Origin of the sequence: Bacteroides sp. 51 (assembly GCF_010500965.1) — a bacterium.
Taxonomy (GTDB): domain Bacteria; phylum Bacteroidota; class Bacteroidia; order Bacteroidales; family Bacteroidaceae; genus Bacteroides.
In genome coordinates this window covers 22,070-36,559 of sequence record NZ_QVMI01000031.1, presented here as the reverse complement: position 1 = coordinate 36,559, position 14,490 = coordinate 22,070, and the positions used below count along the sequence as shown (strand labels likewise).

At 43.5% G+C, this 14,490-nt stretch carries 10 protein-coding genes and 1 pseudogene; 8 read left to right on the top strand and 3 right to left on the bottom strand.

What is annotated here, in order from left to right:
* Window positions 1-17 precede the first annotated feature (17 nt).
* The 3 genes from trxB to D0T87_RS18910 form a co-directional block, all read right to left on the bottom strand.
* Window positions 18-977 carry a thioredoxin-disulfide reductase gene (trxB, locus tag D0T87_RS18920; RefSeq protein ID WP_163176975.1) on the bottom strand — a complete coding sequence of 320 codons (960 nt, stop codon included), beginning with the start codon at window positions 975-977 and terminating at the stop codon, window positions 18-20.
* A gap of 109 nt (window positions 978-1,086) precedes the next feature.
* On the bottom strand, window positions 1,087-1,725 hold the full coding sequence (locus tag D0T87_RS18915; protein WP_163176973.1) for a LolA-like putative outer membrane lipoprotein chaperone: 639 nt from the start codon (window positions 1,723-1,725) through the stop codon (window positions 1,087-1,089).
* A gap of 47 nt (window positions 1,726-1,772) precedes the next feature.
* Window positions 1,773-4,235 carry a DNA translocase FtsK gene (locus D0T87_RS18910; RefSeq protein WP_163176971.1) on the bottom strand — a complete coding sequence of 821 codons (2,463 nt, stop codon included), beginning with the start codon at window positions 4,233-4,235 and terminating at the stop codon, window positions 1,773-1,775.
* A gap of 119 nt (window positions 4,236-4,354) precedes the next feature.
* Here D0T87_RS18910 and D0T87_RS18905 point away from each other — a divergent pair.
* The 8 genes and pseudogenes from D0T87_RS18905 to D0T87_RS18870 all read left to right on the top strand — a co-directional run.
* Window positions 4,355-4,924 (top strand): annotated as a pseudogene (locus tag D0T87_RS18905) (DUF5063 domain-containing protein); the annotation flags it as partial.
* A 9-nt stretch (window positions 4,925-4,933) separates the two neighbouring features.
* Window positions 4,934-5,572: a 3'-5' exonuclease gene (locus tag D0T87_RS18900; protein WP_163176966.1), complete on the top strand. Its 639-nt coding sequence runs from the start codon at window positions 4,934-4,936 to the stop codon at window positions 5,570-5,572.
* Window positions 5,573-5,643: 71 nt separating this feature from the next.
* A complete protein-coding gene (locus D0T87_RS18895; RefSeq protein ID WP_163176964.1) occupies window positions 5,644-6,828 on the top strand; it encodes a class I SAM-dependent rRNA methyltransferase in 1,185 nt (394 codons plus the stop codon).
* A 1,268-nt stretch (window positions 6,829-8,096) separates the two neighbouring features.
* A complete protein-coding gene (locus D0T87_RS18890; protein ID WP_163176962.1) occupies window positions 8,097-10,202 on the top strand; it encodes an LruC domain-containing protein in 2,106 nt (701 codons plus the stop codon).
* A 188-nt stretch (window positions 10,203-10,390) separates the two neighbouring features.
* Window positions 10,391-11,653: a nucleoside permease gene (locus D0T87_RS18885; protein ID WP_163176960.1), complete on the top strand. Its 1,263-nt coding sequence runs from the start codon at window positions 10,391-10,393 to the stop codon at window positions 11,651-11,653.
* Window positions 11,654-11,655: 2 nt separating this feature from the next.
* Window positions 11,656-12,219 carry a bifunctional nuclease family protein gene (locus D0T87_RS18880; protein ID WP_163176958.1) on the top strand — a complete coding sequence of 188 codons (564 nt, stop codon included), beginning with the start codon at window positions 11,656-11,658 and terminating at the stop codon, window positions 12,217-12,219.
* A 3-nt stretch (window positions 12,220-12,222) separates the two neighbouring features.
* The gene (locus tag D0T87_RS18875; RefSeq protein WP_163176956.1) at window positions 12,223-12,924 is read left to right on the top strand and encodes a 16S rRNA (uracil(1498)-N(3))-methyltransferase; all 702 of its coding nucleotides are present in this window, start codon (window positions 12,223-12,225) and stop codon (window positions 12,922-12,924) included.
* Between the two features lie 23 nt (window positions 12,925-12,947).
* Window positions 12,948-14,480, top strand: a complete 1,533-nt coding sequence (locus tag D0T87_RS18870; RefSeq protein WP_163176954.1) for a DUF4836 family protein — start codon at window positions 12,948-12,950, stop codon at window positions 14,478-14,480.
* Window positions 14,481-14,490 lie beyond the last annotated feature (10 nt).

Here is a 14,490-nt window from a genome sequence, read left to right as displayed (position 1 = left end):
ATCGTAAATCCAAAAAGCTATTTGCTTTTTAGCCTGTATTCGCATTCCGACAAGTAGCGTTCCGCTTCTATAGCCGCCATACAGCCACTTGCAGCAGCCGTAATGGCCTGTCGGTAATTAGAATCAGCCACATCACCGGCAGCAAAAACTCCGGGAACCTTTGTGCAGGGAGTACCCGGTTCGGTGATGATATACCCAACCTCATCTGTATCCAGGTATGGTTTAAATATATCAGAATTAGGTTTATGGCCAATAGCCAGGAAGAACCCATCAATAGCCAGGTCATATTTCTCTTCGTCCGGTTCGCCGGCGCGCTTCACCAGATGCACACCTTCCACACCATGCTCACCAAACAAACCGATAGCATTGTGCTCAAACAGGATTTCGATATTCTCATGATGATGTACACGCGCCTGCATAATCTTGGAAGCACGCAGATAAGGCTTACGCACAATCAGGTACACTTTAGATGCAAGGCCAGCCAGATAAATAGCCTCCTCACAAGCCGTATCACCACCACCTACAACTGCCACCACCTTCTTGCGATAGAAAAAGCCATCGCAGGTAGCACATGCGCTAACACCCATTCCGGCATACGTATCCTCATCCGGCAATCCCAGATATTTGGCAGCAGCACCGGTAGCTATAATTACCGATTCCGCTTCAATTGTCTTTTCGCCATCAATCGTAATCTTATATGGAGGAGCGCTTAAATCGGTTGCTGTTGCAATCCCGAAACGGATATCCGCACCAAAGCGCTCGGCCTGCTCACGGAAATCTTCCATCATCATCGTACCCGAAGTCCCGGAAGGATATCCCGGGAAGTTTTCTATATCTGTAGTGGTAGTCAACTGTCCACCAGGCTGTATCCCTTCGTAAAGTACAGGACTAATGTTTGCACGTCCGGCGTAAATAGCTGCGGTGTATCCCGCAGGACCCGAGCCTATAATCAGGCATTTTACTTTTTCATTTCCCATATTATTATTCTTATTATTATATTATAACTATCATTCCTCACTATAGAACGTGCCATTCGTCCTTATAGCGCAGCGCGGCTTGCCGCACCTGGTTGCCGCGCCTCGCGGCCTAGCGAAGGTCGATGATTTCGGCACGGGGGTATTGTTTCTTATCGAATACAAAGATCGAATCGTCGAACTTTTGTCCCGCCCGGTAACTTGTTATTGTAATCTCGTTCCGACTGCCATTATTCAGTTCGGCTAATATATATAATGGTTGATACGTATCTTTGGCAACATACAATATCAACTTAGACATTTCCTTCGTTTTATCTGTAGGAGTAAGTACCACCTCATAAATAGAACGGCCCTGATACGTGCGGGTCTTACCCAACACATACGAGAACCCTTTCTCATAGATAGACAGCAAAGCATATGGATTTATGCCCTGCAATTCCTCCTCCGTCGGGTTACTGATATTCACCTCCTCACTATCCGTCAGATAGCTCCATTGCGTTTCGCCATCAAACCAGGTTATGGCATCTGTGGTTTTAAGTACAAACTTATCTCCTTTCAGGCGGATAGTTCCAACCATTAAGCCATCCGTCTGGCCTTTGGCCTTTATCCTAATCGTAAAGCCCGCCTCTACTCCACCTGCTTTGCGGAAATTAGCTGAGGTTTTGTCCAGTACATCCTTAGCTTCCTTTTGTTGGGCAAATACCGGCAAAGCAAGCAGACCGGCTATACATATTATAATTATACTTTTCATAACTCTTGTGTTTAAATAAAACTTCGCAGCGGCACGTTGCCGCGCCGTTATAGGTTGCTCAGGCGCATTTCCAGGTCAGTTTCGTCCATGCACATCACCTGACGCGCTTTACTTCCTTCGCTTGGTCCAACGATACCCGCTTTCTCCAGCTGATCCATGATACGACCGGCACGATTATACCCAATCGCAAACTTACGCTGTATCATAGACGTAGAACCCTGCTGGTGAATAACAATCAAGCGGGCGGCATCTTCGAACAACGGATCAAGACGATCCATATCCACATCGCCCAAATCACTGCCACCATCGGGGTTAACATATTCCGGCAAGTAAAATGCCGTAGGATAACTCTGCTGGCGGGCAATATACTTGGTAATATCCTCCACCTCGGGCGTATCTACAAATGCACACTGCACACGCACTGGATCAGCCCCCTGTAAGAAAAGCATATCCCCACGACCAATCAGCTGATTAGCACCCGGACGGTCGAGGATCGTACGCGAGTCCATCATGGCCGACACACGGAACGCCACACGAGCCGGGAAGTTAGCCTTAATCGTACCCGTAATGATATTCGTAGTCGGACGTTGCGTAGCAATAATCATATGTATACCAATGGCACGCGCCAACTGGGCAATACGGGCAATAGGCAATTCAACCTCCTTGCCGGCGGTCATAATCAAATCGCCAAACTCATCAATCACCACCACGATATAAGGCATATATTTATGTCCTTTTTCCGGATTCAGTTTACGGTTGATAAACTTCTCGTTATATTCCTTTATATTACGAACATGGGCCTTCTTCAGTAAGTCATAGCGGCTATCCATCTCCACACAAATTGAGTTCAAGGTCTGCACCACCTTGGTTACATCTGTGATGATAGCCTCTTCACCATCAGGCAATTTAGCCAGGAAGTGGTTCTCAATAACCGAATAGATGCTAAACTCTACCTTCTTCGGGTCGACAAGCACAAACTTCAACTCAGCCGGATGCTTCTTATATAATAAGGAGGTAATGATAGCATTCAGTCCAACAGATTTACCCTGTCCCGTAGCCCCCGCCACAAGAACGTGCGGCATCTTACACAGGTCAACCATAAACACCTCATTGGTAATGGTCTTACCAAAAGCGATAGGCAAATCAAACGTTGATTCCTGGAATTTCTTACTGCTGATAATAGATTGCATAGACACAATCTTCGGATTCGAATTCGGCACCTCAATACCAATCGTACCCTTGCCCGGTATCGGCGCAATAATACGAATACCCAGTGCAGAAAGGCTCAACGCAATATCATCCTCCAATCCGCGGATCTTCGAAATACGTACCCCCTGTTCGGGAGTTATTTCATAAAGCGTTACCGTAGGCCCAACCGTAGCTTTAATACTGTTGATTTCGATACCGAAACTACGCAGGGTATTGATAATGCGATCTTTATTCGCATTCTGTTCCTCCATATTGATCGTCGGCTCGTTATTATCATACCGCTTCATGAGGTCAAGCGTTGGGAAGCGATAGTTTTCCAGGTCCAGTTTGGGATTATAAGGCTCTCGTTCGGGTCCCTGATAATTTTCATCATCGCCCGATGCTGCTGCAATTTCAAATTCAGGTCCAAGTTCCTCTTCCTCATCTTCTGATGGAACGATTTCCGGCAACTCCTCCTCTCCGGCAGGTTCAAATTCCATTTTAAGGCCGTGGTCAGGTTCAGGTTTAGCAACTGGCTTGGGGGTGAGAGGCTCCTCCTGAGTGAATGTTCTATCCATCTTGAATTCCAGAGTCTGAGGTTCAGTTTGAACAGGAACAACCGGTGCTGTTATATCATCATCATCGGAATCATCAGAATCTACTCCTTCCGGTTCCGGGTCTTTCTTCTGACGTTTCAGGAAGCTCAGGCTAAGCATTTTACGCAACCAGATGATCGTCTGCGCGCTTACATAGATAAAGAAGCAGATAGCTGTGCCCAGCAGAATCATCCATACCCCAGGGGTACCGACTTGTGATTCCAGCCAACGGCTTACGTTATAACCATGTTGCCCGCCCCAGAAGAAAAATGATTCCTGATAATAATCCATGAAAGCAAATCCAAGGAAAATAGAGAACCACACCAGTAGCAATGAACAGCCAATGAACCATTTCCATAAACGGAATACACGCACGCGCATAAGTTTCAGTCCGGCTACAGCCAGAAAGACAATGATGAAGAAAGATGATATCCCGAAACAATCATTGATCAGGTAACTAGCCAACTGCGCACCACGCGAGCCGGCGTAATTTCGCACACCATTATTTACTGAAGAAAGTTCCTGAGGATCGGCTTTATCTATAATACTCTGGTCGTCGGCCCCGGTGAAGAAGAACGAAGAAAAAGCCAGCAACAGGTAAACCGCGAAGATTACCAGTGCCAGTCCGAGCACAAAGTGAGCGGTTTCGCTCTTGAAGAATGCAATAAACTTGTTGGTCGATTCAGGCTTCCTGGAAGCCTCTGTATCTGATTTCTTTTTAGCCATGTAGTGAAAGACGTTGAAACTATATTTGGGGATTAAGCATTTACTTATGCAAATGTAGTAAAAAAATAGATTCCCACTCCCTTTTTTTTCTTACCTTTGCGTTTCTATTCACATTCTATATGAAGAATTACAGTCAGGTCATATTTGATAAAAACACCGTAGAATTCGTAACCGTGGCAGCAGAGTTTTGTGGTTTTCTGGAACGTGCAGAGAACATGAAGCGCTCTACCTTTGTCGATACTACGCTGAAAATACTGCCTTTGCTCTACCTGAAAGCTTCCATGCTTCCGGAGGTTGACTTGTTCAACGACGAAGAGCAGGAACGTTATGTGACCGAAGAAATATATGAAGTGCTACGTATAAACATATCGGCCGTGTTGGCCGAAAAAGATGACTATCTGGAAGTATTCTTACCCGAGATGGCATACAGCGATACTCCAATAAAGAAAACCATATCCGAAGATCTGGCGGATATATATCAGGACGTCAAAGACTTCATTTTCGTATTCCAGCTGGGACTGAACGAAACGATGAACGATGCGTTGTATACCTGCAAAGAGAATTTTGGCCTATACTGGGGACAAAAACTGGTTAATACTTTACGGGCACTCCATGATATAAAGTACAATCCTGATACAGAAGATCAGGAAAATGATGAGGATGGCACCTACCCCAGCCTAGATGAGGACTAATTCAATATGGTAATTAAAAGAAGCATAAATAAAGAAGATCTGAAAGAAATGCCTAAAGCGGTTTTCCCGGGAAGGATATTTGTAATCCAAACGGAGGCCGAAGCGGAAAAAGCAATCAAATACCTCACCTCGCAAAAGGTGGTAGGGATTGATAGCGAAACGCGCCCATCTTTCACCAAAGGACAATCGCATAAAGTGGCACTGTTACAGATATCTTCCGAAGAATGCTGTTTCCTTTTCCGCCTGAATCACACTGGCCTTACAGCACCTATTATCGGATTATTAGAAAACCCTTCTGTAATTAAAGTGGGGTTATCTTTACGCGACGACTTTATGATGTTGCGCAAACGCGCTCCTCTTAAACAACAGTCGTGTATTGAGTTGCAGGAATACGTAAATGCGTTTGGCATTCAGGATAAAAGCCTGCAAAAGATATATGCTATCTTATTCGGAGAGAAAATATCCAAGTCGCAACGGTTGTCCAACTGGGAAACCGATGTACTTACCGATGCCCAAAAAGTTTATGCAGCAACCGATGCCTGGTCATGCCTTAAGATTTATAATCTGCTAGAGGGACTAAAGGTTACAGGAAACTATGTTGTCGAGAGCCCGGAACCCATATCAGCAGAGCGGATTGAAAAGTAACAATCAGCATCGCTAACCAGAATACCGCATGGTAAATCATCCAATCGTAAATCGTCTAATCGTAAATCAATATGTCTTATCATAAAGTATACCTGAAACCAGGAAAAGAAGAGTCACTGAAAAGATTTCACCCCTGGATTTTCTCCGGTGCCATAGCACGCATTGACGGAGAACCCGAGGAAGGGGAAGTCGTTGAAGTATATACTTCCAAAAAAGAATTCATAGCCGAAGGCCATTTCCAGATAGGAAGCATCGCCGTGCGTGTGCTTTCATTCAAACAAGAACCCATAGACCATGAGTTCTGGAAACGCAAACTGGGCGTTGCTTATGAAATGCGCAAAGGCATTGGTATAGCCACCAACCCAACAAACGACACTTATCGTCTTGTACATGGTGAGGGTGATAACCTGCCGGGACTGGTAATCGATGTATATGCGAAAACAGCCGTTATGCAGGCGCATTCAGCCGGCATGCACGTCTATCGTATGGCAATTACAGAGGCGTTATCGGAAGTGATGGGCGACCAGATTGAGAACATTTACTATAAGTCGGAAACCACCTTACCTTTCAAAGCCGACCTGTTCCCCGAAAACGGATTCCTGAAAGGAGGAAGTTCTGAGAATATGGCACAGGAGTATGGATTAAAATTCCATGTAGACTGGCTGAAAGGGCAAAAAACCGGATTCTTTGTAGACCAACGGGAGAACCGGGCACTGCTTGAACGCTATTCCAAAGGACGTTCTGTATTGAATATGTTCTGTTATACAGGTGGTTTCTCATTCTACGCCATGCGTGGCGATGCCAAACTGGTACACTCGGTAGACAGTTCTGCGAAAGCCATTGAACTGACAAACAGGAATGTGGAACTGAACTTTCCGGGAGATGACAGGCACACTGCATATGCAGAAGATGCATTCAAGTATCTGGATCGCATGGGCGACCAATACGACCTAATCGTTCTTGACCCTCCGGCTTTTGCCAAACATAAGGATGCACTCAGAAATGCACTGCAAGGTTACCGCAAGCTTAACGCCAAAGCATTCGAGAAAATTAAACCGGGAGGTATCCTGTTTACATTTTCTTGTTCACAAGTGGTCAGCAAAGATAATTTCCGCACTGCCGTATTTACGGCTGCTGCCATATCCGGACGTAGCGTACGTATTTTACATCAACTTACGCAACCGGCAGACCATCCGGTAAATATTTACCACCCGGAAGGTGAATACCTCAAAGGGCTGGTTTTATACGTCGAATAAGCACCGCGTAACAGAGTTTTTGGATTAACTCTATTAAAATAAGTTAAACTCCGATACTTTTTAGAGATAAAGTATGTTCTATAACATAAAAACACTTATCTTTGCAATGTGTTTTTCATGGTATTAGATTTAAGGTTAATAAAGATTGGATGCCCGTGAGGGTAGCCAATTTTTTTTGCCCATATTTTTAAGATTATCATAGGGCAAACATTAGAACCTGAAGGGATTTTGTATTTACGCACAAATTCTGGCTAATCTGACTCTTGGAATCCATGTTTAAAGCATCTTAAGAAATATCTAACCGATCCACATTCTCCAATATAACAATCAGATTGATTTATTTTCTGTTATTTTATTTTCTTTTTGACAATTCCCCAACACCAATTTTTACCTATTTAAAGTGCAGGACATGCTCCAGAAAGAGTATAAAGCCGATTTATTTATTATCCAAAAGAAGAATTTAAGCTAAAAAAGAGAGGAAAAAGTGTTTTTTCAACTCAAATAAGCTAATTTGCCGATAAAAAGCCGGAATATTTTGATAGTTCTCTCTTTTTTTGTGTTTAACAAGTCAACTCTCTGCTGTAACAGATCAACTCTGGTGTTAATAACTACCAGAGGCCGTGTTAAGTGTGACTGCTCACCGCGTTACTGTAGAAAGTTGACGTGTTAACGTAGCAAGTCTGTGTGTTTAACAAGAAAGCAAAAAAGGTTTTGATTCCATTTTTTCGAACATGAAAAGAGGAGAGAATTGGGAAGAAGAGTAAATTTTAAAGTTATATTTCCTACTTTAATCGTTTTTACCAGAAATCCAAAACAAGCACATTGTCAGAGAAATAGCCGATTAACCAGACCAACAAAACAAAACCATGCTATTCTCAAACAATTAAACAGACAACAGCCCAACACACTATCGTTTTGCATCCACCAAACCACAAATACGGAGCATTTTTCAGCTCACGAACAAAGGTAGGCAATTTTAAACGTTTGGGGACAGAACTAACAAAATGTAAGTTGTGAGTTGTATGGTTTAGAGGAATCAGAGATACAAAATTCGGGGCAAGCAGAAAGTTTAGTTGAAATGATGGGTTTCCCTCATACCCATCCAAGTTTTAACATTAATCCGCTATCATTTCGCTTAGTAGTTGCACATATTACCCACAAAACCACATTTTTACTGCATTTTTCATCCATTTCTCATGAACAAATTATATATTTGTAAGTTATTTATTTAATAACAACCACTTACTTTAGAAAACGAAACAATAATTATGCTTAACCGACTTTATTATTATGCCATTGTAAGCATGGCAGGATTGACCATGATGCTAACATCCTGTAGTGATAAAGACTATTACGACCCCGACTACATAGATGGAGCTGTTGGAGAGAAAGTTTCCACCTTAACCTTTCAGACTGCCAAAGAAGTGCGGATGTACTTCAACTACCCGGTAGCCGAAGGCTTTGTTTCCCAGTTTGAACTATACGACACGAATCCTTACACAAAGGAATCTGGTAGCGGTAGATGGTACAAAGATAAAAATGTGAAACCGATCTCATCGGGTATACATGTTCAAGGCTCGTCTGTTGTGGTGAGAACCATTCCGGCAAATGTAACAACCTTGTATCTATATTCTCCCAGCTTGTTTGTACCCACGCTAATGGTTGCAACGATAAGAGGTACCGAAGCCTCATTTGAAGTATTCAATGTCAATGACCCGATTGAATCGACTTCATCACGCGCCGGTGCCGGTACCCGGAGCGTAACTACACAGAGCGTAGACCAGTATCTATTCCGGGGAGCGCCGGAGATAAGCAAACGGGCAAACATCCCTACGGAAATTCTAAACCAAATAGCCAATACCTTCCCCGAAGATACACCTGTAACAGACTTAAACTATTATCAGGATGCATCCATTGAATTAAAACGGGATGATGCCGGAGAAGGCATTGAGGTATTCCTTTCAGTAATCGCTTCGGCCAGTGGATTCAACAACTCACTTAGTTATTTTTGCTATGACGGACCCAAAAGCGACCTACCCACATTAAGCGAGGCACAGAAAGCAAATCTAACAGTCATTTCAGCCTTCCAATATGCAAAGCTAGTTGATGGCGGGTTAAAAGCCGGCGATTATATCAAACTGAAATATTGGAATGGTTCCGAGCTGGTCGATAAATTCCCCCAGGGCGTCACTATCGGTTGGGTATTAGGTGCCAATAGCTTTATGCAGGAGTGGGATTATGGAACGAATTCATACAATTATTTAATCCACCCCAACTCAGAGCCTTATCCTTGGTTCTACTCGGTAGCAGAATGGAATCCGGAAACAAAAATAAATCCGTCAACCACAGTAAACAAACATACCATTCGGTTTAGCGTAGAAGACAATAGTGGAGTGAACTATATCTGCTTTGGTTTCGAAGACTTAAACAGAGAAAAATCGCAATTAGCCTGGTGGAATAGTGATGGAGACTGCAACGACGTCATGTTCCACGTTGTAACCAACCCGATCAATGCCCTTGATCCTCCACCTTCAATTACAATAGAAGATATTGAATCTGGTGACAACAGAAAAGGAATCGTTGCATTCGAAGATAACTGGCCCAGAAGAGATGATTATGATATGAATGATGTGGTGGCAAAATACAACTCTGATGTAACTTATGTTCAAAGAACAGAAAACGGTGTAGTTACCGGAAATCAATTTGTATCTGCCGTCAAAGACGAATATACACTGATACACACAGGTGCCGATTACCACAATAGCTTTAGCGTTCAGTACCAGATTCCTTATGATTATGTGGAGTCATTGAATATACAAGTAATTGGTAAATCGCAACCGGAATCGACTGTTTATCACGATGGAGATGGCTTTGTACTGCACCTTTGCGAACTCGTTAAAGATGTTATCGACCCCTATGTAACAACCCCTACACCTCAGAGATATATAGTTGATATCAAATTCAAAGAGGGCACAGTAGTTGCCAATGAATTTGACAACAACCGGTATATGCATGCTCCTTATAATATATATATATCGCCATCTCCACACATCCAGGTGCATCTACCCGACTATCCACCGGTGTGGGATGATGAGATGAACACCAATGGAATTGCCTTATTCGGAACAGGTACCGACAGATCCAGAATCAAAGATTCGTCAGACAACTGGCAATGGACCGGCAGATGGTATATCAGTGGTGAAAGAAATTACTACCCCTACGCTATTCATCTTTCCGGGGAGACGTCTTATGCTCTTCCTAAAGAGAAAGTGGCCATTGGCTTCGCATACCCTGACTACATTAAATGGGTAGAAAGCGGATGCCTTGATTTTACAGACTGGTATAAGCGTCCTGGAACACAGGTTCAAAGATAAGTAACGAGAGGCGCACTGCCCAAGTTTCATGCGGCAAGATATCACCACCAAGCCTTCATAAGGAGGCATCAAAACCTGGTAGTGACATCTTGCCGCCTGCTTTTTTCACATTATCCCGGCTATTCTTCGCGGAAAGTATTATATTTGTGGTCATATATTTATAAGTAAACACTTAAATCAGCAATAATATGAGCATGAAATTCCGCTTGATTATCATGAATTTCCTCCAATACTTTATTTGGGGAGCATGGTTAATTTCTTTTGGCAGTTATGTAGGCAATAATCTGGGGTTTGATGGCGTTCAGATCGGTAGTTTCTTTGCTACAATGGGAATTGCTTCGCTGTTCATGCCCGGTCTGATGGGAATCATAGCCGACCGCTGGATGCCCGCCGAGAAATTACTCGGAATATGCCATCTGATTGGTGCGGGATTGCTCGTTACCGCTTCCTTTCAAACGGAATATGTGCCTCTATATACCTGCATGCTATTAAGCGTAATGTTCTATATGCCTACCTTGGCTTTAAGTAATTCTGTAGCTTATAATGCGCTGGAAAAAGAAGGGCTTGACATTGTCAAAGATTTCCCTCCCATCCGTGTATGGGGTACAATCGGGTTTATCGCTGCCATGTGGGTGGTAGATTTCAGCGGATTCAAATATTCGGAGATGCAATTGCTTCTTGCCGCCGGTGCTGCATTAATACTGGGGATCTACGCGTTTACACTGCCCAAATGCGATATCAATAAAAACATTGGAACCTCACTGGTTGATTCCCTTGGCCTGAGAGCGTTCACCTTATTCAAAGACAAGAAGATGGCCATCTTCTTTATCTTCTCCATGCTGCTTGGCGCCGCATTGCAAATCACCAACGGATTTGGAGACTTATTCTTAAGCAGCTTTGCCAGTGTACCGGAATATGCAGAATCTTTCGGAGTAAAACATTCGGTTGTACTGCTTTCCATATCACAGATATCCGAGGTAGCATTTATCCTCACCATACCATTCTTCCTGAAACGATTTGGAATTAAGAATGTGATGCTCATCAGTATGCTTGCCTGGGTATTGCGTTTCGGACTATTCGGTGCAGGCAACCCGGGAGCAGGACTATGGATGCTATTGCTATCGAACATAGTTTATGGAATGGCATTTGATTTCTTCAACATTTCGGGATCTTTATACGTTGAAAAGAATACAGGTTCTGGCATCCGTGCCAGTGCGCAAGGCGTATTTATGATCATGACCAACGGAATCGGAGCCATCGTAGGTTCGTATGCCGCCGGATACGTCGTGAATTATTTCACCAACACACAGGAAGTAGCAGGGAAAATGGTCGAGGTAACCAACTGGCCGAATGCCTGGTTTACCTTTGCAACATACATGATCGTAGTGGCTATACTGTTTGCCATCATATTTAAATACAAGCATGAACCGGAGATTGCTCCCAAAAAGTAAAAATGGATAAGAAGATTGAATTAAGAGTAGTGAATATCTCAAACAGCCAGGCGCAGGTACCAGCCTTTGCCATGCTGTTACAGGAAATGGATGGCGAACGGCAGCTACCTATTATTATAGGGCCGGCCGAGGCACAAGCCATAACCTTTAAGTTAAATAGTATCAGACCCATACGTCCGCTCACCCATGACTTGTTCACGAGTACGCTGAACGTATTTGATATCACCATAGCCGAAGTACTTATTTACAAAGCACAGGACGGGGTTTTCTATTCGCACATTTTCTACAAAAGAGAAGAAGAAATTGTACGCATCGATTCCCGCACCTCCGATGCTATCGCCCTTGCTCTACGTTTTAATGCTCCAATATACATTTATGATTCTATTCTGGAGAAAGAATGTATTTCAATGAGCGATGCATTAGAGAAAGAAGAAGCCGAAATGGATGACAACAGCCTGGCAAACAAAGACATCCAATCTCTGAAGAAAGAACTGGCCAGAGCCGTGAAAGAAGAAAATTATGAACTGGCATCCGTTCTGAGAGACGAGATTGCACGTCGGCAATAATCCATGCACGTATTTTATACACCCGACATATCGACCCAGGCAGAACTTCCTACAGAGGAAGCGCAGCACTGCACCCGTGTGTTGAGACTATCACAAGGCGATGAAATTACATTGACCGACGGCAAAGGCCATTTCTATAAAGCAGAAATTACAGCCGCCAACAATAAACGTTGCATGGTTGCTATAAAAGAAACCATTTTTCAGGAACCTCTTTGGCCTTGCCATCTGCACATGGCGGTAGCCCCAACCAAGAACATGGACCGGAACGAGTGGTTTGCCGAGAAAGCAACTGAAATCGGATTTGATGAACTGACCTTTCTGAACTGCCGTTTCTCAGAGCGCAGAGTAATCAAGACCGAACGTATTGAAAAGATTCTGGTATCGGCCATGAAACAGTCACTCAAAGCACGCCTCCCGAAACTCAATGAGATGATGGACTTTGACGCGTTTATCGAACAGGAGTTCTCAGGCCAGAAGTTCATTGCCCATTGTTATGAGGGTGAGAAGCCCTTATTAAAGAACGTCATTCGTAAAGGTGAAGATGCTTTGGTGCTGATAGGGCCTGAAGGAGACTTCAGCCCCGAAGAAGTAGAAAAAGCTTTAGCTAAGGGGTTCGTTCCTATAAGTTTAGGTAAGTCGCGGTTGCGTACCGAAACCGCTGCGCTGGTAGCCTGTTGCACATTGAATCAAGCAAATGAAGAATAATTCTGAACTTAAAAAAGAATAGTATGAAAAAAAATCTGATTGCCCGGCTATTCACGCTGGTAGTTTTGGTAGCATGCATGGCGTCTTGCTCCGAAAAGTCGTCCGAGTATACAAATGTTATCCCGGCCGATGCCTCTGCGGTTGTCGCCATACACTTTCAATCGCTGGTTGATAAGAGTGGCGTAAGCAATGACGATAAGCAGAAACTTATTGATGCGATGAAAGGCGAGTTGAACGCTGCGACTTTCCAGCATGTTGAAAAGATCATCAAAGATGGTTCAGCTTCCGGTTTATCGATCAAAGACCCCGTTTATTTCTTTACCAGCAGTCTGATTCCATCGGCTGCCGTGGTTATGAAGGTGAGCGATATGGATAAGCTGAACAAAACATTCGAGGTGATGGCTTCCGAGCAAATCAGCGATCCTGTAACCAAGATTGACGGATACTATCTGGTTAAGATTAAGGGAGCAAGCGTATGCGCATTCAACGAATCAACACTACTGATTACGGAAGAACGTAACAGCGACAAGATCGTTGCCGACCTGATGAAGCAGACTAAGGACGAAAGCATCGCGAAGAGTGCATACTTCCAAAGCATGGCCAAGAAGAAAGGAGAAATTACATTCTTCTCTACTATGGATGCACTTCCAAGCATGTACAAACGTCAGATGGATATGACTCTTGGTAGCATGGATAATATTGATCCTAAAGATATAGGGGTTGCCGGTGGACTTAACTTTGAAAAAGGAAAGATTGCACTTCATTTTGAAGCTGTTTCTGAAAATGAGAAGGTAAAGGAAATGTTCAAGAAGCAAAACGATATCAGTGGTAAGCTGAGCGAAGCATTCCTTGCCAATTTCCCTTCTTCGACATTGATGTACATGTCTGTTAATGTGAACGGAGAGAAGCTGTATGATATGCTTCAGGAAAACAAAGACTTCCGCGAAGGATTGTCATTGGATAAGGCCGAAAAGGTTAAAGCCATTTTTGGTTCTTTCAAAGGAGATATCTCCGGTGGACTTATCAATGTGACCATGAGCGATATGCCAACTTTTGCCGCCTATGCCGAAGCCAAAAACGGTGCTGCACTTGAGGCATTGTATGAAGCGAAGGGCGACCTCGGCCTTCGTCGTTCGGAAGACATCGTTAAGTTGGGGGATAATGAATATGTGTACAAATCCCGCCAGATGAACGTGTTCTTTGGCTACAAAGATAACTACATGTATGCTACCAATGATGAGTTGCTTTATAAGAACATTGGCAAGAAAGAAGATAAATCGCTGAAAGAGGCTGCTTATGCTTCGAACATGAAAGGCAAGCACCAGTATGTTGTGATCGACATGAAAGCTATTCTTGACCTTCCGGCTGTTAAAATGTTGTCGGCTATGGGTGGTAAAGAAGCTGCAAGATATATTGATATGGCTTCTAAAGTATCTTATTTTGAGGTAATCGGCGAAGGCAATAATCAATCGAACATCAACCTTTGGTTGGTCGATAAAGACACCAACTCGCTCAAACAAATTATTGATTTGGCAAAACAATACGCCGGAATATAATAAACTGCGT